Consider the following 18,870-nt stretch of genomic DNA (forward strand, 5'->3'; position numbering starts at 1 on the left):
GCGGGGCCCGCTTTCTTGTCTGTGCAGAACCCCGCCTGCCACTCGACCAGATGATGTGGAAAAATGCCATGCTCGCGGCACCACGCGCTCAACGCCTCGCCAGTCATGCCGTGCGTTCCATGCAGTGCTACCAGCTGCTCCTGGGCGCTCCAGTCCTGTGGGCGCTTCTCTTTCGCCGCCGGGGTATTCGTCTTTGCCACTGCGCTCCTCACCATCCAGTTTTTCAGCGTGTGGTAATTGACGTTGATCTCGTCCGCGACTGCCTGCACGCTCCTGCCGCCACGCGAGAATACCTTGACCAGGGCCTGTTCTACAAATGCCGGAGAATACCTTGCTTTCATCTTGCGCCTCTACCTCTGGGGGAAATTTAGAGGCGACAACTAGTCTGACACCGGGGGGTTTCCCAACTTCTTTGGCGAGGGAAGCGTGCCGTCGCTCACCCAGTTTTCGACTGTGCGTAAGCACAATCCAAGTACGTCGGCGATGTCGTCTTTGGTTAATGGTTTGAAGGGATTTGTCATGCTGGAACTCCATAGGTTGAGGTCCTATGTGTACAAACCTGTTTTATCCGCACGGTCCCAAGGTCGCAGATACGCGAAACTGCATGCAAGAGAGCGCAATTACTCACATCAAAATCATCGACCCGCGACATATCTGCCATTGCTCAGGTGATGTGTAATAGGCGGCAAGGTATAGCTGACTTTCCCCTTGAACTTGTCCTCGGCAGGACGAGATAGGTCCTTGAAATAGCATCTGAGGCCGACTTTTGCACCTGTCCGCGAGACAATGTCGCCCGCAAGCCAAACCCCAGCAGCCGTTCGTAACAGCGAGCTCAACGGCGCTTGGCCCCTTTCAACACATCAGTGAACGACTGACCGGGGTCATGGCGTGGTGCGGCCTTTGGCGGCCAGGCCTCTCCGCCGAGCACTTCCACAATCGACGGCACTCGTGGCGGTGTATCAGCCGTGGTCCCCAGTGCAGCCGTTATAACGTCATCGAGCCGGCCTGCACGGAGGGCTTCTAGCGGTGTCTCGCCGAGCGACGCCCTGACCGTCGTATAAAACAGAAGTTGAGAGCGTGGATGGAGGAGGGCGAGCGCGCGCGTAACTCGCTCTACTTGCTCTACTTGCTCACGCTTAATGGCTGAGTCTGCATAAAACGCGGGATAGTAGGCACGACCGCCAGGGCCGATGATTGCGAACACGCGACACTCATCTAACGCAGCATCGAGCCAGTCGGCATCTACTTCTAGGACATCGCAGAACTCGGTAGCAGTCAACAGTTCTTTGCTCTCAATTTGACGCATCACCGTCTCTGCAGCTCGCACGTGGGCTTCTGCCATTGCGGCGTTGCCGGCTGCGATGGATTCAGGCGTAGGCTCCTGAGCGCGCGTAGTCCTCATTTGCTCGAAAACTCTTGCGGCGATGCGTTCCTCCTCCCGCGCAACTTCCCACTCTGCACCCGTTGGGATACAGGCGTTGTCTGGCCAGTTGGCTGGCAGGTAATCTGGCAATTGTCTAGGCATAAGTACCCCCTTGGTTGACTGATTCAGTCTAGGGCCAAGGGGGCAGCCGGTCAACAAGACGCCGGCGCAGCGCTGGCACAAGTCGTCACGCAACCTTATTCGCTGCTAAATCCCAGCCGCCTACAGTACTGCCACCGGCACCTCCGCCGATTTTCTGTTGGGTGTAGCGCCATTTGATTTTCGAATACTTCAGGCTCACTTGTTCATCAAGGATAGTCCCAGGCTCGATGCTTGGCTCGATGCCGCCGATTAAGACGTTCTCGAGCTCGATTTCGAAGTACTTGATGGGGTTGCCTTGGCCGTCCGCACGCATGAACTCAAACTTTGCCTTCGGCATCGTTTTTCCCATCGCACAGTGCTGCATCAGAATCGGCGAGGCGAGGTCCGCAATCTTGGTGAACGTCACTTCGCGTAGCTCGGCACGTTCTGCGGTGTGGCCGCCACCGGTCGAAGCTGTCGCGGTCCTGGGTTGATGAATGCCCCAGTTGACTGATTGGCACTCAATCCAGTCCTTGTGTTTATCGTCCTGAGATTCGCCTTTGATACCGTCAATTTGCAGATATACGTCAATCGCCATTTGCTTCTCCGATGGGAATACGGACGAGTGTCCGCGCAGGTGAAATTATTTCTCCGCAACCGCCGCGCTTGCTTGTTAGCCCGCAACGAAGGAGCGTTTCAGCAGGAGTAAATTGGCGTTCTCTTCGGAATCCGCAGGAGCCATAAATGCCGGCAACGTCACCCGCATCGACCCAAGCCACAAGCGGCGCTAATGACAGCATGTACATGAGTCCGGAAGCCCGTGCACGCATGCGAAAACGGGAGGTGGACATGTATCAGTACTACGATGATGGAGGCCCTGGTCGAGGCCATTGCACCTGGGGGGCGGGCATCCTTGCCCACCGCGGTCCATGTTCAAAAGAAGAGCTGGCCCGCCCGGTTAGCAAAGCTGAGGTGGACTCTGAGTACGCTCGTCGTGTTGCCAAGGCTGAACGCGAGGTACGCAGCAACGTACGCGCGCAAGCACTCAGCCAGGAGCAGTTCGATGCTCTCGTCAGCTTAACTTACAATGCCGGCGCACGCGGCAGTCGCGGCACGTACAAGCTCATCGAAAAAGGCGATTTCAAAGGCGCAGCAGCCAACATACGTCAGATGACGCGCACGACAATCAAGGGTAAAAAAGTTGTGGCTCGTGGGCTTATCTCTCGTCGCGCTGAAGAGAGTGCACCATTCGCGCCAATAGAAGCCCCAAAGAAGAGGTAAGGGAGAGCTGCCATGTCATTTCTACGCGTAACCACCCGTCTGCGAGTGCGGTCCACCGCTACCGCTCTGGCTTGGGCTGTTTTGTCGTCCCTGCCGGCGCAGGCCGTAGAGCCAAACGACGACATCTTAGGGAGCTGGAAGCTCACCAAGGTGCTCGACTCCTCGCAAATCTCGTCACTTGACGACAAAGAGGCCGCACGCCTGATAGGGAAGACTCTGGTCATCGAGAAGGCGAAAGTGACCTTGGCCGGGGAGACTTGCGAAGACCCTGAATTCGAACGGCACTATGAAGACACCGTTCGCTATCTGCGCGAAGAAGCTCATGCAGCATCAGGCCGCCTTGGGTTGCCCTCGACAGTTACTGTCATCGACCTAGCCTGTACTGAAGCACTTCTTAAAGGTCACGACCGCATCGTTTTGTACTGGAAAGGCTTCTTCTTCGACGCAGTAAAGCTGCCGCCTTCTGAAGCTAAGCTGCAGCAGGGTAATCCCCCCACAAAAATAGCGCGTTCAGAAGTAGAATTTCTACTTAAGAACAGAAAGCTCTACATGAAGACGTCCCGCTTTACCGACAGCCAGATCATCGCCATCCTCAAGCAAGCCGAAGCCGGCAGCCCTGTACCGGAGCTGTGCCGCGAGCACGGCATTAGCAACGCCACGTTCTACAAGTGGCGGTCCAAGTTCGGCGGCATGGATGCCTCCTTGATGGCACGCATGAAGGAGCTGGAGGAAGAAAAACGGCGCCTCAAGAAGATGTATGTCGAGGAGCGCCTCAAGGCCGAGATCGTCGCGGAGGCGCTCACAAAAAAATGGTAGCGCCATCTCAGCGGCGGGAGATGGCGCAATGGGCGGTAACGCAGCGAGCAGCGACGGTCAAGCTGGCGTGCCAGGCGTTTGGCATCAGCCAGACCTGTTATCGCTACAAGGCCAAGCTGGACGCGGAAAATGCCCTGATAGCTGATTGGCTGGTACGGCTGACGAACAACCAGCGCAACTGGGTTTTTGGCTTGTGCTTCCTGTACCTGCGCAACGTCAAGGGCTTCAAATGGAATCACAAGCGCGTCTACAGGATTTACTGCGAACTCGAACTGAACCTGCGCATCAAGCCGCGCCATCGCCTGGTGCGCGAGAAACCGCTCCCGCTGGCGGTGCCGACCGCGATCAACCAGAGCTGGTCGATGGACTTCATGCACGACCAACTCGCCGATGGGCGCAGCATCCGTCTGTTCAACGTGATCGATGACTTCAACCGCGAAGGCCTGGGGATCGAAGTCGATTTCTCGCTGCCGTCCGAGCGCGTGATACGCTCACTCGACCGGATTATCGAATGGCGCGGCAAGCCGGCAGCAATCCGATGCGATAACGGTCCTGAATACATCAGTGCAGTAACCTTGGCGTGGGCTGCCAAGCGCGGCATCCGTATCGATTTCATCCAGCCTGGCCAACCCCAACAGAACGCCTACGTCGAGCGCTACAACAGGACGGTTCGCTATGATTGGCTTGCCCATCACCTGTTCGAGACGCTCGACGAAATCCAGGAATTTGCCACCAACTGGCTGTGGACCTACAATCACGACCGGCCCAATATGGCACTCGGCGGTATTACGCCAAAACAAAAATTGGCACTCGCCGCTTAACCTCTACTTTTAGCGTGCTCTAAAAATGGGGGGATTACCCTGGGCCACTTGTTGCGTTCACCGGCGATACGTGGCAGCCAGGCTTCGTATTGCTTCACCGCCATACTGTTGAAGGTCTGATCTGCGAATCCCATCTGAAGCCGACAGGCACCCATTGCGTTGAACTGGCAGCGCAGGGTGTCGTAGCGGCCCCCTTGTGTGTCCGCCATGCCAATCAACCGCATGAAGTCAGCAGGCGTACGACCAATTTCGATGGCAGGTGAGCCGGTTCGCAGAGCCAGCGTGGAGATCGATGCCAAAGCAAGGCGCGGAGTGGCCCCATACGGGATAGGCTGAGGAACCGGGATGCCAGCGATGTTGAGCACACCTGCCTGCAGGTGCAGCCAGGCAGAACCAACACGACGTTGAAATTCCCGTCCCTTTACTTTTCGGCGTGGCAGACCGGTTTGACAGAGGATGGAGTGATGGAAGATCAACTCATCCCCATCTGGCGGATCCATCGCGATGGCAACTCCGACTTCAAGTAGCTTGTTGCCGCGAACGCTCAGCTTGCCGGGCAGCGCATCAGTCGACGCAGAGGCTTCCGCTCGTGATGGGAGCTTTGCAGACTGAGCTTTGCGCGGTATGTACTGCGTTCCAGCGGCGAGTGCATGGGCATCTGCTGTGGAAATTCCACGCGCGATGTAAGCGTCGTCCCACCACCGTCTTGAGCAGCGCGTCGATTTAATTAATGATGGCATCACACCGCTGGGAAGCGGAGTGTTGTTCAAGTAGGCTTGATCTGCTGGGGGCAATTCCAGGGCAGTAGCTCGGCAACACAGTTGACGGGATGGTCGGCGATCTGCGTCAGCACATGACGCAACCAGGCTTCGGGGTCGACCCCGTTCAGCTTGGCCGTGCCGATCAACGAGTAGATGGCGGCCGCACGTTCGCCGCCGCTGTCGGCGCCAGCGAACAGGTAATTGCGCCGGCCGATGGCGATGCCTCGCAGCGCCCGCTCGGCTGCTGAGTTGTCGATCTCGATGACGCCGTTGTCGCAGTAATGCAGCAGTGCCGGCCACAGGTTTAGGGCGTACAGGATGGCCGCCGACGTGTCGGATTTGTGTGAGAGCTTTTCAAGCGCGGCGCGCAGCCACTGTTCCAGGTCGTCAAGCAATGGCCGCGCGCGCGCCTGTCGCACCGACCGGCGCTCGTCGGGTGGTTTGCCGCGGATCTCGGCCTCGATCAGATACAGTTCGGCGATGCGGCGCAGCGCCTCTGTCGTCAGCGGCGAGGGCCGCGCCACGTGCAGGTCGTGGAACTTGCGGCGCGCGTGCGCCCAACATGCCGCTTGGTCGATTCCGCCGCCTTCGTACAGGGCGTTGAAGCCGGCGTAAGCGTCAGCTTGCAGCACGCCCTCGAACTTGGTCAGGTGCGTTTGCGGATGGATACCCTTGCGGTCTGGCGAGTAGGCGAACCAGACGGCCGGCGGGGTCAAATCGCCGGCCGGCCGGTCGTCTCGCACATAGGTCCAGAGTCGCCCGGTTTTGGTTTTTCCATTGCCCGGCGCGAGCACCGGCACTGGCGTGTCATCAGCGTGCAGTTTGGCCGCCGCCAGCACGTGCTTGCGGATCGCGTCGACTAGGGGGCGCAGCAGCGCGCTGGCGGCGCCCACCCAGCTGGCCAGCAGTGCCCGGTCCAGATCGACGCCTTCGCGCGCATAAATCATTGACTGGCGATACAGCGGCAGGTGGTCGGCGAACTTGGCGACCAGCACATGGGCCAGTAGACCGGGCCCGGCGATGCCGCGCTCGATCGGGCGGCTTGGTGCTGGCGCCTGAACGATTGCATCGCAGCAGCCGCAGGCCAATTTAGGGCGCACATGGCGGATCACGCGGAAGCTGGCGGGCACGAACTCCAGCTGCTCGGACACATCCTCACCGAGCTGTTTCAGGTTCCCGCCACAGGCTGGGCAATCTGTCGTCGCCGGCAGATACACTTTTTCATCGCGCGGGAGATGCTCGGGCAGTGGCTTGCGCGGCGCACGCTGACGTGGCGCGCGATCGGCGGGCGGCATTTCCCGTTCGGCCTCGGCGTCGTCGGCCTGCAAATCCTCCAACTGCAATTCAAGCTGTTCGATCTGGTGGTCGAGCTTCTCGGACTTGCGGCCGAACTGCATGCGCCGCAGCTTTGCGATCCACAATTTCAGATGCTCGATCTCGGCGGCGCGCGTGTTCAGCTGTGCCTGCAGTCCCACGATCTGCTCGTCGCGTGCCAACAGCAATGCCTTCAGGGCATCGATGTCGTTGGGGAGGTCGGCGGCGGTCAGCATGGGCTGAGTTTACGCGAGGCAACGGACGTTTACAAGGCTGACGTCGGTCGCCAGGTGCGTTCAGGCCGGCGCCAGTCGATCCCTTCGAGCAGCATCGAAAGCTGCGCCTGCGTCAGCGAGACGCTGCCGCTGTCTGCCTGCGGCCAGACGAAGCGGCCGCGTTCAAGTCGCTTTGCCAGCAGACACAGGCCATCGCCGGACCACCACAAGACCTTGAGCATGTCACCGCGCCGACCGCGGAACACGAACACATGGCCGCAGTACGGGTCTTCAGCCAACGCAGTTTCGACTTTCGCCGCCAGGCCGTTCATCCCGGCACGCATGTCGGTGACGCCGGCGGCAAGCCAGATCCTCGTGCCAGCAGGCAGGCCGATCATGTGCGCAGACTGTGAAGTACCAACTGGAGCAACACGGCATCGGTGCCGGCACCGACGCGGACAACTGCGTCGGCGATGACGATCTCAATAATGCCTGCTGACGATGTGACGCTTGGATGTGCCTGCAGTGCCTGGGCGCGCTGCACCACGACGGGCAGCAGATGCGCCGACTGCGATTTCGACTCTGTCAGCAGGCCAGCACGCAGGTCGCGCCGCCATTTGAACAGCATGTTCGTGTTGATCCCATGTTGCTGCGCCAGCTTCGACACCGACACACCTGGTTCACACGCTGTCGTGGCCAGGCGGTGCTTGAACTCGGTCGGATAATTGGGACGTCCCTTGCGATTGCTCGTCTGGCCAACAGTGTCCACAGTAGTTCCCATCAAAAAGTAACGGGAACTACTTTCGCAGAGCGAGTTGGCTAGGTACAGACGGTGCTGGGAGGACGCTTACCGCGCGATCAGCGCAGCCGCATATTCGGCGCGTAGGGAGGCGTCGCCGACAATGGGGGCGCGGTCGGTGCGGCTCATTGCTCATCCACCTTAGCAGCACCCTGCATTGCGGCGTTCTGCGCCATCGAGCCCGCGATAGCTGTTCGGCTTTCGTTGGGCGGCCGCGAGGACGGCGCGGCGGCGGTGGCTCAGCCGGTCGAGTCGATTCGATCCAAACCAGGACATCGCGCTCGTACCAGCAAAGGCGCCTGCTATTCGGTAGCTTGAACGGTCGAGGGATCAGATGGGCATATTTGGCGTTCGTCGCGCAGGTTCTGATCGTCGTCTCTGTCTTACCAATGAGATTGGCAAGTTGTTCGATGAACAGAATTCGTGGCAGATCAGCAGGCGGCACTACGAGTAGCGCCGCAGGAGCGAGAAAGGCGGGGCCGAAGCCACCGGCGACAGCCTGCGTCCCCGGCTTTGGCGTACTTTTTGAAAGGGTGGGGTGTGATGAATCGCCAGTGCGGGCGACTGAAGATGATCTCGGCATAGGAGTCTCACAAGCAAACGCGCTTGCGAGAGCCGATGCTATTGGTTACGGCGCATCAAGTTCAGAATCTTGACGTTCTTCGCCGCACCTCACGGGGCCTTGTTCACTTGGGCTTGATAGCAGGTGTCGGTTGCGCTTGCGCACCTGTATCTACACCCTGGCGGGTATACGCCGAGCGTTGAGCTGCTCTCTCAATCAGGTTATCTCTCAGTTGGCCTGATCTCCCTGCCCCGCGCGCCCTGGGCTACACAGCGATCTTGTATGGCGCTAGGCAGGAACGCTGTTGCGTTCACCCATGCATAATCGTATGAGGAAATTCGCGGCAGCGTCAAGCCAAAGTTTGCTTACGCCGACGCCGACGCCGAGATCATTTTGCAATTCAAAACAATATCGATTTTCGCGGGCCATCCTTGGGCCATCGAGGTTAAGGATTTACTCCGAATCTTCATTCATAACGACTAAAAGCAAAAAGCCTAAGTGCTTGAATCACTTAGGCTTTTCAAATATTCGTTTGGTCGGGGTGAGAGGATTCGAACCTCCGGCCTCTACGTCCCGAACGTAGCGCTCTACCGGGCTAAGCTACACCCCGACGGTTTGGGGTGTCTTTACAGGTCACCCCGGGATGGCATTACTATAAAATCCCTCAATGGTTCCTGTCAACAGCGAAACGGCTGAGTTGGAGCAGGCTGTCCTTGTAGACGCTGTCGGGCAAATCGGCGATCGCGTTCGACGCGCGGCGGGCCGCTTCCTCGGCCTGCGTGCGGGTGTAATCCAGCGCGCCGCTCGACGTCACCGCTGCCAGCACGGCGTCGAACTGCTGCTCGTCGCCTTGCTCGATGCAGTTGCGCACCAGCTCGCGCTGTTCGGGCGTGCCATGTTCCATCAGCCAGATCAGCGGCAGGGTGGGCTTGCCTTCGCGCAGGTCGTCGCCCAGGTTCTTGCCGATCTCGGCGGCGTCGCCCGCATAGTCGAGCACGTCGTCGATCAGCTGGAAGGCGGTGCCCAGCGAGCGGCCGTATTCGCCGGCCGCGTCGATCTGCGCGTCGTTGGCGCCGGCCACCAGTGCGCCGAGCTCGGCCGCTGCTTCGAACAGCTTGGCGGTCTTGGAGCGGATCACCAGCAGGTAGGCCGCCTCGGTCACGTCCGGGTCATGCATGTTCAGCAGCTGCAGGACTTCGCCTTCGGCGATCACGTTGGTCGCATCGGACAGGATCTGCATCACGCGCATATTGTCCAGGCCGACCATCATCTGGAACGAGCGCGAATACAGGAAGTCGCCCACCAGCACCGAGGCGGCATTGCCGAACAGGGCGTTGGCGGTCTGGCGGCCGCGGCGCATCGAGGATTCGTCGACCACGTCGTCGTGCAGCAGGGTGGCGGTGTGGATGAACTCGACCACTGCGGCCAGCTCGTGGTGGGCCGTGCCGCGGTAGCCGTAGGCATTGGCCAGCAGCAGCACCAGTACCGGGCGGATGCGCTTGCCGCCCGCGCTGATGATGTACTCGGCAATCTGGTTCACCAGGGTGACGTCGGAGTGCAGCCGCTGGCGGATCACCGTATTGACGGCCTCCATGTCAGGGGCGATCGATTGGACGATGGTGTTCTGTTGGGCGTGTTGAGTGGCGGCTGACAAGGCTGACCTGCGAAGACGTGGGTTAACTATAAGAGTGCCGCGATTATACGGTATGCAATGGATATCCGTCCTGCCTGGAGGGCAGGGCGCATGCGGGATGGGTTGGCCGGCGCCCCGTGCGACGTTGGTGTCCCGCCACGCAAGGAAACGTTCGCCGATCGCTTTTGACGCACCACGGCAATTTATGTATAATCCCCTGTTCCCCGGCTTACGAACAGTCCAGCGCTCTTGCGCGGGGCTCTGTTGCTGGCGGATTCTTTTAACATTTGATGAGGTTTCAAATCATGTACGCGGTCATAAAAACCGGTGGCAAGCAATACAAAGTTGTCGCTGGTGAAAAACTTAAAGTAGAACAGATACCGGCTGACATTGGTTCCGAACTCACGATCGATCAGGTCCTCGCCGTTGGCGAAGGCGAAAGCATCAAGTTTGGTGCTCCGCTGGTCGAAGGTGCAACGGTGCTGGTGAAAGTGGTTTCGCATGGTCGTCACGACAAGGTCCGTATCTTCAAGATGCGCCGTCGTAAGCACTACCAGAAGCGTCAAGGCCATCGCCAGAACTTCACCGAAATCCAGATCGTCACGATCAACGGCTAATCGCCGTTCCGGTTCCCAGCATAGTCATCAAGGAGTAAACAAATGGCACACAAAAAAGGCGGCGGTACTACCCGCAACGGCCGTGACTCAGAAAGCAAGCGCCTCGGCGTGAAAGTCTACGGCGGCCAGGCAATCAACGCCGGCGGCATCATCATCCGTCAGCGCGGCACCCCAGTGCGCGCTGGCACCAACGTCGGCACGGGCAAGGATCACACCCTGTTCGCGCTGGTCGACGGTACCGTCAAGTTCGTCAAGCAAGGCGTGGGCTCGAAGCAGTTCGTGACCGTCGTTGCCAACGAAGCAGTCGCAGCGTAATAACGCATCTGCGCCGCACTAGCGGCGCTTCTTTGCAAGGCGCAAGCCTTCCATCGAAAGGCTCTGCCCACGGTAGGGCCTTTTTAGTTTTTAAGCGGTCACAATCATGAAGTTTATTGACGAAGCAAGAATTGAAGTCATCGCTGGCGACGGCGGCAACGGGTGCGCCTCGTTCCGTCGCGAGAAGTTCCGCCCATTCGGCGGTCCGGACGGCGGCGACGGCGGCAAGGGCAGCTCGATCTTTGTGGTTGCCGACCGCAATGTGAATACCCTAGTCGACTTCCGTTACTCGAAAGTCCACACCGGCAAGAACGGTGAACCGGGCCGTGGCTCCGATTGCTATGGCAAGGGCGCCGAGGACATCACGATCCGCATGCCGGTCGGCACGCTGATCATCGACGATCTCAACGGCGAGATCATCGCCGACCTGACCGAGCACGGCCAGACCGAATTGCTGGCCAAGGGCGGCGAGGGTGGCTGGGGCAATATCCATTTTAAAACCTCGACCAACCGCGCACCGCGCCAGAAGACCGAGGGCAAGGATGGCGAGCGCCGGACCCTGCGGCTCGAGCTGAAGGTGCTCGCCGACGTGGGCCTGCTGGGCATGCCGAACGCCGGCAAGTCCACCTTCATCACGGCCGTGTCGAACGCCAAGCCGAAAATCGCCGACTACCCGTTCACCACCTTGCACCCGAACCTGGGCGTGGTGCGCGTGTCGCACGAGAAGAGCTTCGTCATCGCCGACATTCCCGGCCTGATCGAAGGCGCCTCCGAAGGCGCGGGTCTCGGCCACCAGTTCCTGCGCCACCTGGCCCGTACCGGCCTGCTGCTGCACATCGTCGACCTGTCCTCGTTCGACGAAAAGGTCGACCCGGTCAAGGAAGCCAAGGCCCTGATCAAGGAACTCGAAAAGTACGACGAAGAGCTGCTCAACAAGCCGCGCTGGCTGGTGCTGAACAAGCTCGACGTGCTCGACGAGGCCGAGCGCAAGAAGCGCGTCAAGGACGTCATCAAGCGCCTGGCCTGGAAGGGGCCCGTGTTCGAGATCTCGGCCCTGAACCGCGAAGGCTGCCAGGACCTGATCAACGCGATCTACCTGCACCTCGAAGAAAAGCGCCATTCCGAGCAGCGCGCCGAAGAAACCTCGATGACCGAGGAAGCGCGCGGCATCTCGTCGATCGATCCTGACGATCCACGTTTCAAGATCATCGAAGACTGAACTTGAGCGCAAGCGCTGCACCGACCACGATATGGTCCCGCGCCTGGCTGCGTGGCCAGCTGTTGCAGCTGGTCGCGACCGTCAGTTCGCTGGCCGCGCTCGCGGCCATGCTCGATCCCGACCGCATTGCGTCGGTGATGGGCCTGTTTCTCGTCGGCGTGAACGGCTACAGCCAGTTCTACGCCATCTACGTCGGCATCCGCCTCGCTACCGCGGGGTTGGCGCTGTTGGCGGCCAGGCAGGGCGACCAGCCCATGCTCGGCGACCTTACTGCCCTGTTCCTCCTGGCCCAGCCGGCCGGCCGCCTCGTCGCGGCATTCGCGATCGGCTTGCCCACGGGGGTATTATTAGTCATCTGCGCGGTTGAACTGCTGGCAGGACTTTCCCTGCTCGCGTTGCGACCGCGGGGGAAGATCCTGTCGCCATGAACTCCGCACTCCAACACGCCTCCCGCATCATCGTCAAGGTCGGCTCCTCCCTCGTCACCGACGAAGGGCGTGGCCTCGACCATACCGCCATCGCCCGCTGGGCCTTCCAGATCGCCGCGCTGCGTGCGCTCGGCAAGGACGTCGTGCTGGTCAGCTCGGGCGCCATCGCCGAAGGCATGCTGCGCCTCGGGTTTGCAAAACGCCCGACCGATATCCATGAGCTGCAGGCCTGTGCCGCCTGCGGCCAGATGGGGCTGGCGCAAATCTACGAATCCAGCTTCAGCGCGCACGGCGTCAAGACCGCCCAGGTGCTGCTGACCCATGCCGACCTGGCCGACCGCGAGCGCTACCTGAATGCGCGCTCGACGCTGACCACCTTGCTGCGCCTGAACGTGGTCCCGATCATCAACGAGAACGACACCGTCGTCACCGACGAGATCAAGTTCGGCGACAACGACACGCTCGGCGCCCTGGTCGCCAACCTGATCGAGGCCGATGCGCTGGTGATCCTGACCGACCAGCCGGGCTTGTATTCGGCCGATCCGCGCAAGGACCCGAACGCCCAGCTGATCGAGCAGGCCCAGGCCGGCGACGTGGCCCTGGAGGCGATGGCCGGCGGCGCCGGCAGCAGCATCGGACGCGGGGGCATGCTGACCAAGGTGCTGGCCGCCAAGCGTGCGGCGCGTTCCGGCGCCCACACCGTGATCGCCTGGGGCCGCGAGCCGGACGTGCTCACCCGCCTGGCCGGCGGCGAATCGATCGGCACGCAGTTGCTGGCCGCCACCGGACGCCTGACGGCGCGCCGCCAGTGGATGGTCGACCACCTGCACACCACGGGCGAGGTCGTGATCGACGCCGGCGCGGTCGCCAAACTCACGAAAGAAGGCAAGTCGCTGCTGCCGATCGGCGTGCTGGCCGTGAACGGCGAGTTCGGCCGCGGCCAGGTGATCACCTGCGTCGACGAGGCCGGCAAGCCGCTGGCGCGCGGGCTGACCAACTATGCCAGCAGCGAAGTGCGGCGCATCATGCGCCATTCGTCGACCGAGATCGAACGCATCCTGGGCTTCGTCGAGGGACCGGAACTGGTTCATCGCGACAATATGGTGCTGCTGTAAGGTGAGCGTTCGCTTGCCGCAATAAATTGATCAGGCGTACCTCCTGCTGGGAGGTGCGCCATTTTTTCGAGAGAAATCATGCCACATTCCCCGCTCGCCGTCGTCCAGGCCCAGCTCGAGGCCTACAACGCCAAGGACCTCGAGGCCCTGATGGCCACCTACGCGACGGATGCGCAGCAGTTCGCCCTGCACGGCGCACTGCTGGCCCAGGGCCACGACCAGATCCGTCCGCGCTACGAGATGCGCTTCGCCGAGCCCGACCTGCATGCGCGCCTGCTGTCGCGCACGGTGCTGGGCAACTTCGTCACCGACCTGGAAATCGTGACCCGCAACTTCCCCGAGGGGAAGGGGACGGTCGAGATGCTGTGCGTCTATGAGGTGCAGGGCGGGCGTATCGTGCGCGCCTCGTTCGCCACCGGCGAAACGCGGATCTAGGTTGCCGCGTTGGCCGCGGCCACGGCCGGATCGAGCACGCCGGCCGGCGCCGGCGTCTTGGCCTTGAATTCGCACAGGTCGGCGATCAGGCAGTTCCAGCATTTCGGCTTGCGCGCCACGCAGGTGTAGCGGCCGTGCAGGATCAGCCAATGGTGGGCGTCGTGCAAGAAGTCTTTCGGCACGAACTTCAAGAGTTTTTGTTCGACGATGTCGACGTTCTTGCCCGGCGCGATATTGGTCCGGTTCGAGACGCGGAAGATGTGGGTGTCGACCGCCATGGTCGGTTCGCCGAAGGCGGTATTGAGCACCACGTTCGCGGTCTTTCGACCCACGCCCGGCAGCGACTCCAGCGCCTCGCGCACGGGCGGCACCTCGCCCCCATGCTGCTCGACCAGGATCTGGCAGGTCGCCATCACGTTCTTGGCCTTGGTGTTGTACAGGCCGATGGTCGAGATATACGATTTGAGTTCGTCGATCCCCAGGTCGAGGATCGCCTGCGGGGTGTTCGCCACCGGGAACAGGCGGCGCATGGCCTTGTTGACCCCGACGTCGGTGGACTGCGCCGACAGCAGCACCGCGATCAACAGTTCGAACGGCGTCGTGAATTCGAGTTCGGTGGTCGGCTTGGGATTGGCGGCGCGAAAGCGGGTAAAGATTTCCAGGCGTTTGGCGGGATTCATCGTGGCTCAGTTCTTGTCCTGGTTGCCGGCCGCCTTCAGGCGCGCGCGCTCCATGGCCGCGGCGATGATGGCGCGCTTGCGCTCTTTCTCGGCCAGTTCTTCCGGCGTGTTGGTTTCTTCCGCGGTGACCGCGCGCATCTTTTCCACGGCCTTGGCGGCCAGGCGGGCGTCGTTTTCCTCGCGTTCGCGCTGGAGGCGTGCGCTGCGCAAGTCGTGGCGCGCGCGCGCGGCGTCGGCATCCTGCTGCGACCAGGCGTCCCAGCCGGTACGTTCGCCCGTGACCGGCACCATCGCAATGCAGTCGACCGGGCAGGGCGCGACGCACAGGTCGCAGCCGGTGCACAGGCTCGGCAGGATGGTGTGCATCTGCTTGGCCGCGCCCAGGATCGCGTCGACCGGGCAGGCCTGGATACACAGGGTGCAGCCGATACAGAGCGACTCGTCGATGAAGGCGACCGGGCGCGCTCGTTCGAGGCCGTTGGCCGGATTGAGCGGGATCACCTTGCGGCCCGTCGCCGCGGCCAGGCGGCGCACGCCTTCCATGCCGCCCGGCGGGCATTGGTTGATCTCGGCCTCGCCGCGCGCCATGGCCTCGGCATAGGGACGGCAGGCAGGATAGCCGCACTTGGTGCACTGGGTCTGGGGCAGCAGGTCTTCGAGCTGGTCGGCGAGGGATATGGTCACGGCGGGAGGGTTCTGCTGGGGCGCATGCTGGTCAAGCCGACATTATCCGCCAAAACGGGGCTGGAGGCGATCAGCCCGGTCTTTTGGCGAACGCGGCCTTGCTCATCCGTTCCGTTCCCTACGTGGGCAAGCGAACAGACCATCCCTTGCATCTCTGCTGTACTATCGCCTCACGCTGACCCCGGGGATTGGACATGAACGAGTTGATCGCGCCCTTGCTGTTCGCCGCCATCTTTTCGGCAGGGGACGGCTTGCAGCAGACGGGCGCCGGCAAGGCCGACGCCAATGGACGAACCCCTCATTCCGCGCAAGCACATCCGGCGCGTTACCGGAGCGTGGAAGCGGATGGGGAATTGCGGCGCGGCGAGCGCCTGCCGGCGCGCTACCAGGCGCACCAGCACGTGGTCGAGGACTGGCGCGCCCTGCGGCTGTCCAAGCCGCCGCGCGGGCACCAATGGGTCGATGCCGGTGAAAGCTATGCGCTGGTCGCGATTGCGACGGGGCGCGTGGCCCGGGTGGTGATGGGGCGCTGAGATGAGGCACTGATACGGGTCCGGAGCACAAAAAAACCGTGGCGCCTGGCCACGGTTTTGTCTCTTCCGGGTCCGTTCAGCGGTTCGCGCGAATGAACTCGGTAATCTTCGGGCACACGATCTCGCGCCAGCGGCGACCCGAGAAGATGCCGTAGTGGCCGGCCTTTTCCACCACGAAATCCTGCTTCTTGTCCTTCGGGATGCCGGTGCACAGCGTCAGCGCGGCGCTGGTCTGGCCCAGGCCCGAGATATCGTCCAGTTCGCCCTCGACGGTGAGCAGGGCGACCGATTCGATGTCTTGCGGGCGCACCAGCTGGCCGCCGACCTTCCAGGTGCCTTTCGGCAGGCTGTAGTCCTGGAACACGGTCTTGATGGTGTCCAGGTAGTATTCGGCCGGCATGTCCAGCACGGCGTTGTATTCGTCATAGAACTTGCGGTGCGCCTCGGCCGAGTCATCGTCGCCGCGCACCAGGTGCTGGTAGAACTCGCGGTGGCTCTGGGCGTGGCGGCCCGGGTTCATGGCGATGAAGCCGGCGTGCTGCAGGAAGCCCGGATAGACCTTGCGGCCGAAGCCCGGGTAATTGCCTGGCACTGCATAGATCACGGTGTTCTCGAACCACGAATACGGCTTCTCGATGGCCAGGTCGTTGACCGCGGTCGGCGATTTGCGCGGGTCGATCGGGCCGCCCATCATCGTCATCGTCTTCGGTTGCTTGGCATCTTTGTTGCTCGCCATCAAGGCGATCGCGGCCAGCACCGGCACCGTCGGCTGGCATACCGAGATCACGTGCACGTCCGGACCAAGGTGGCGGATGAAGTCCTGCACGTAGAACACGTAGTCGTCCAGGTGGAACGCGCCGTCGGCCAGCGGCACCATGCGGGCGTCGACCCAGTCGGTGATATAGACGTCGTGCTCGACCAGCAGCGCCTTGACGGTATCGCGCAGCAGCGTCGCGTGGTGGCCGGACAGCGGCGCCACCACCAGTACCGTCGGCTGGGCGAGGGCGGCGAAGGCGGCGTCGCCCATGTCTTTCTTGAAATGCAGCAGCTTGCAGAAGGGCTTGTCGACGACGATGCGTTCGACGATGCCGATCTCTTCACCGTCGATGGTGGTGGATTTGAGGCCGAAGGCCGGTTTTTCGTATTCCTTGCCGAGGCGGTACATCAGCTCGTAGCCGGCGGCGATACGTTGGGAAAACGGGGTGTGCGCAAACGGCGACACGGGATTGGAAAACAGCTTGGAAGATGCTTCGGCCCACTGCATCAGCGGGGTCAGGAAGGAGCGTTGCATTTCGTGCAGTTGGTAAAGCATAAAGGTTCCTTCGTATTGACACTGCGCTAATATCGCCAGCGCATAAGCTTCATCCGATTATAGGGGATTTGGATTGGCCGGTGGAAACAAGGCTTCCGGTTCTCCCCAATGCATGGTGCACTTGTAGCATATTTGCCGGGGTGCGCTCCGTTGGTCGGCCCACATAAAACAAAACGCCCCGCAAGAGGGGCGTTTCAGGGGACTATGTCGCCGCGAAGTTACTGAACGCTTATCGGGCACAGTAAGCTGCCGCGGCGATGTCGTCTTAGTCGAACACCGGGGTTTCGACGCCCAGGATCTTGTGCAGTTTCGGCGACGTCGTCGTGTACTGCATGTGGATCTTCTTGTCCGGGAAGATGTAGGGCGCGGCGCCGAAAGCGGCCAGCGCGGCTTCGTGGAAGCCCGACAGGATCAGCTTCTTCTTGCCCGGATAGGTGTTGATGTCGCCCACGGCGAAGATGCCCGGGACATTGGTCTCGAACTTCTCGGTGTCCACGACCTTGAGTTGCTTGCGCTCGATGTCCAGGCCCCATTCGGCGATCGGACCGAGTTTCGGCGACAGGCCGAAGAACACCAGCAGCATGTCCAGCGGCACGCGGCGGGTGACGCCGTCGGCGCCGGTGACCTTGACTTCGCTGAGCTGGCCGTCTTTTTCGTCGAAACCGGTCACCTGGCCGGTGATCAGCTGCATTTCGTACTCGTCGCACAGGGCTTTCATCTTGGCGACCGAGCTTGGTGCGGCGCGGAAGTCTTCGCGGCGGTGCACCAGCACGACCGATTCGGCCTTGCCGACGAAGTTCAGGGCCCAGTCCAGCGCGGAGTCGCCGCCGCCGCAGATGACGATGTTCTTGCCTTCGAAGCGTGCCGGATCCTTGACGCGGTAGAACAACTGCTCGTTCTCGAACTTGTCGATGCCGTCGACCTTGATCGTGCGCGCCTGGAACGAACCGACGCCGGCCGCGATGAAGATGGTCTTGGTGATGAACCGGGTGCCGGTCGAGGTCTCGACGTTGAAGCGGTTGTCTTCGCGGCGCTGGACGGTCGTCACCTCTTGGCCCAGGTGGAAGGTGGGCTCGAACGGCTCGATCTGCTTGAGCAGGTTGTCGGTCAGTTCCTGGCCGGTGCACACCGGGACGGCAGGGATGTCATAGATCGGCTTGTCCGGATACAGTTCCACGCACTGGCCGCCGACGGCCGGCAACGAATCGATGACGTGGGCCTTGATTTCGAGCAGGCCGAGCTCGAAGACCTGGAACAGGCCGACCGGGCCGGCGCCGATGATCACGGCGTCCGCTTCGATGGCGCCGGCGAAGGAACTGTTGGGAGCGATGCTGCCCGCTTCGTGGGTGGCACTGATAGTCATGCGCTTACTTCCTGTGATTTTTGATTGATGAGGCGATGGCAGCCAGCACTGCCATGCAGGACGACCCCGGGCCGGCGCCGAACGGGCGGCGCAGCGGCGTGCTTAGCGGGCCAGTTGGTCGAGCTTGTCCTTGACGTCTTTCCATTCTTCCGCGTCTGGCAGGGCCGGCTTCGTCTTGGTGATCGAAGGCCAGAAGCGCGAGAGGTCGGCATTGATCTTGATGAACTGCTGTTGGTCGCCAGGCACGTCTTCTTCGGCAAAGATTGCATTCACCGGGCACTCGGCAACGCAAACGGCGCAGTCGATGCACTCATCAGGATCGATGGTGAGGAAATTCGGGCCTTCCCGGAAACAATCTACCGGGCATACATCGACGCAGTCGGTGTAACGACAACGGATGCACGATTCGGTGACAACGTGGGTCATAACAGTCCTATCAATTGGTGGGATGTCGCGTCGCCGG

22 protein-coding genes and 1 tRNA gene are annotated in these 18,870 nt (G+C 61.4%); 9 read left to right on the top strand and 14 right to left on the bottom strand.

Annotated features, from left to right (window positions below; all coding sequences use genetic code 11):
• The 3 genes from AC56KW_RS00005 to AC56KW_RS00015 all read right to left on the bottom strand — a co-directional run.
• The coding region (locus AC56KW_RS00005; protein ID WP_497168686.1) for a transposase at positions 1-341 on the bottom strand (341 nt) is incomplete at its 3' end.
• Positions 342-832: 491 nt separating this feature from the next.
• A complete protein-coding gene (locus tag AC56KW_RS00010; RefSeq protein WP_497168687.1) occupies positions 833-1,525 on the bottom strand; it encodes a hypothetical protein in 693 nt (230 codons plus the stop codon).
• Between the two features lie 85 nt (positions 1,526-1,610).
• Positions 1,611-2,102: an Hcp family type VI secretion system effector gene (locus tag AC56KW_RS00015; protein WP_497168688.1), complete on the bottom strand. Its 492-nt coding sequence runs from the start codon at positions 2,100-2,102 to the stop codon at positions 1,611-1,613.
• 251 nt (positions 2,103-2,353) lie between these two features.
• Between AC56KW_RS00015 and AC56KW_RS00020 the strand changes: the two genes are divergently transcribed.
• The gene (locus tag AC56KW_RS00020) at positions 2,354-2,785 is read left to right on the top strand and encodes a glycoside hydrolase family protein (protein ID WP_497168689.1); all 432 of its coding nucleotides are present in this window, start codon (positions 2,354-2,356) and stop codon (positions 2,783-2,785) included.
• A gap of 549 nt (positions 2,786-3,334) precedes the next feature.
• Positions 3,335-4,422, top strand: a protein-coding gene (locus tag AC56KW_RS00025; RefSeq protein ID WP_497169063.1) for an IS3 family transposase whose coding sequence is annotated in 2 segments (ribosomal slippage) — positions 3,335-3,587 and positions 3,587-4,422 — 1,089 coding nt in all. Because the reading frame shifts where the segments join, the coding sequence is not laid out codon by codon here.
• On the opposite strand, the gene AC56KW_RS00030 is transcribed toward AC56KW_RS00025, so the two are convergent.
• The 6 genes from AC56KW_RS00030 to ispB form a co-directional block, all read right to left on the bottom strand.
• Positions 4,419-5,192 (bottom strand): replication initiation protein, encoded by a 774-nt coding sequence (locus tag AC56KW_RS00030; protein ID WP_497168690.1) that lies wholly within the window; start codon positions 5,190-5,192, stop codon positions 4,419-4,421. The two genes, AC56KW_RS00025 and AC56KW_RS00030, sit on opposite strands and share 4 nt — an antisense overlap.
• Positions 5,189-6,733, bottom strand: a complete 1,545-nt coding sequence (gene tnpC / locus AC56KW_RS00035) for an IS66 family transposase (protein WP_497168691.1) — start codon at positions 6,731-6,733, stop codon at positions 5,189-5,191. The genes AC56KW_RS00030 and tnpC overlap by 4 nt, the downstream gene beginning before the upstream one ends.
• Positions 6,734-6,762: 29 nt before the next feature.
• A complete protein-coding gene (tnpB, locus tag AC56KW_RS00040) occupies positions 6,763-7,110 on the bottom strand; it encodes an IS66 family insertion sequence element accessory protein TnpB (protein ID WP_497168692.1) in 348 nt (115 codons plus the stop codon).
• On the bottom strand, positions 7,107-7,481 hold the full coding sequence (gene tnpA / locus AC56KW_RS00045) for an IS66-like element accessory protein TnpA (RefSeq protein WP_370662117.1): 375 nt from the start codon (positions 7,479-7,481) through the stop codon (positions 7,107-7,109). Before tnpA ends, tnpB begins: the two co-directional genes overlap by 4 nt.
• 1,125 nt (positions 7,482-8,606) lie before the next feature.
• Positions 8,607-8,683: transfer RNA gene (locus AC56KW_RS00050), tRNA-Pro, on the bottom strand.
• A gap of 54 nt (positions 8,684-8,737) precedes the next feature.
• Complete coding sequence (gene ispB / locus AC56KW_RS00055; protein WP_497168693.1) at positions 8,738-9,727, bottom strand: octaprenyl diphosphate synthase; 990 nt, start codon at positions 9,725-9,727, stop codon at positions 8,738-8,740.
• Between the two features lie 284 nt (positions 9,728-10,011).
• On the opposite strand from ispB, the gene rplU reads away from it, so the two are divergent.
• The 6 genes from rplU (at position 10,012) to AC56KW_RS00085 (ending at position 13,835) form a co-directional block, all read left to right on the top strand.
• On the top strand, positions 10,012-10,323 hold the full coding sequence (gene rplU, locus AC56KW_RS00060) for a 50S ribosomal protein L21 (RefSeq protein ID WP_137175280.1): 312 nt from the start codon (positions 10,012-10,014) through the stop codon (positions 10,321-10,323).
• A gap of 42 nt (positions 10,324-10,365) precedes the next feature.
• A complete protein-coding gene (gene rpmA / locus AC56KW_RS00065; RefSeq protein WP_027865916.1) occupies positions 10,366-10,638 on the top strand; it encodes a 50S ribosomal protein L27 in 273 nt (90 codons plus the stop codon).
• Positions 10,639-10,744: 106 nt separating this feature from the next.
• Complete coding sequence (gene cgtA / locus AC56KW_RS00070) at positions 10,745-11,857, top strand: Obg family GTPase CgtA (RefSeq protein WP_497168694.1); 1,113 nt, start codon at positions 10,745-10,747, stop codon at positions 11,855-11,857.
• 2 nt (positions 11,858-11,859) lie between these two features.
• Positions 11,860-12,285, top strand: coding sequence for a hypothetical protein (locus tag AC56KW_RS00075; RefSeq protein ID WP_497168695.1), 426 nt, complete (start codon positions 11,860-11,862; stop codon positions 12,283-12,285).
• A complete protein-coding gene (gene proB, locus AC56KW_RS00080) occupies positions 12,282-13,400 on the top strand; it encodes a glutamate 5-kinase (protein ID WP_497168696.1) in 1,119 nt (372 codons plus the stop codon). Before AC56KW_RS00075 ends, proB begins: the two co-directional genes overlap by 4 nt.
• A 78-nt stretch (positions 13,401-13,478) precedes the next feature.
• Positions 13,479-13,835 carry a nuclear transport factor 2 family protein gene (locus tag AC56KW_RS00085; protein ID WP_497168697.1) on the top strand — a complete coding sequence of 119 codons (357 nt, stop codon included), beginning with the start codon at positions 13,479-13,481 and terminating at the stop codon, positions 13,833-13,835.
• Here the strand turns inward: AC56KW_RS00085 and nth are convergent.
• Both nth and rsxB read right to left on the bottom strand, forming a co-directional pair.
• Positions 13,832-14,515, bottom strand: coding sequence for an endonuclease III (nth, locus tag AC56KW_RS00090; protein ID WP_497168698.1), 684 nt, complete (start codon positions 14,513-14,515; stop codon positions 13,832-13,834). The two genes, AC56KW_RS00085 and nth, sit on opposite strands and share 4 nt — an antisense overlap.
• Positions 14,516-14,521: 6 nt before the next feature.
• Complete coding sequence (gene rsxB / locus AC56KW_RS00095) at positions 14,522-15,199, bottom strand: electron transport complex subunit RsxB (protein WP_497168699.1); 678 nt, start codon at positions 15,197-15,199, stop codon at positions 14,522-14,524.
• A 194-nt stretch (positions 15,200-15,393) separates the two neighbouring features.
• On the opposite strand from rsxB, the gene AC56KW_RS00100 reads away from it, so the two are divergent.
• Positions 15,394-15,732, top strand: a complete 339-nt coding sequence (locus AC56KW_RS00100) for an RcnB family protein (protein WP_497168700.1) — start codon at positions 15,394-15,396, stop codon at positions 15,730-15,732.
• Between the two features lie 76 nt (positions 15,733-15,808).
• On the opposite strand, the gene AC56KW_RS00105 is transcribed toward AC56KW_RS00100, so the two are convergent.
• From AC56KW_RS00105 to fdxA, 3 genes are all read right to left on the bottom strand, one after another.
• Positions 15,809-17,044 (bottom strand): polyhydroxyalkanoate depolymerase, encoded by a 1,236-nt coding sequence (locus tag AC56KW_RS00105; RefSeq protein ID WP_497168701.1) that lies wholly within the window; start codon positions 17,042-17,044, stop codon positions 15,809-15,811.
• Between the two features lie 265 nt (positions 17,045-17,309).
• The gene (locus AC56KW_RS00110; protein ID WP_497168702.1) at positions 17,310-18,407 is read right to left on the bottom strand and encodes an NAD(P)/FAD-dependent oxidoreductase; all 1,098 of its coding nucleotides are present in this window, start codon (positions 18,405-18,407) and stop codon (positions 17,310-17,312) included.
• A gap of 102 nt (positions 18,408-18,509) precedes the next feature.
• On the bottom strand, positions 18,510-18,833 hold the full coding sequence (gene fdxA / locus AC56KW_RS00115; protein WP_497168703.1) for a ferredoxin FdxA: 324 nt from the start codon (positions 18,831-18,833) through the stop codon (positions 18,510-18,512).
• Positions 18,834-18,870 lie beyond the last annotated feature (37 nt).

It is taken from the genome of Telluria sp. RT2P19, from assembly GCF_059685725.1.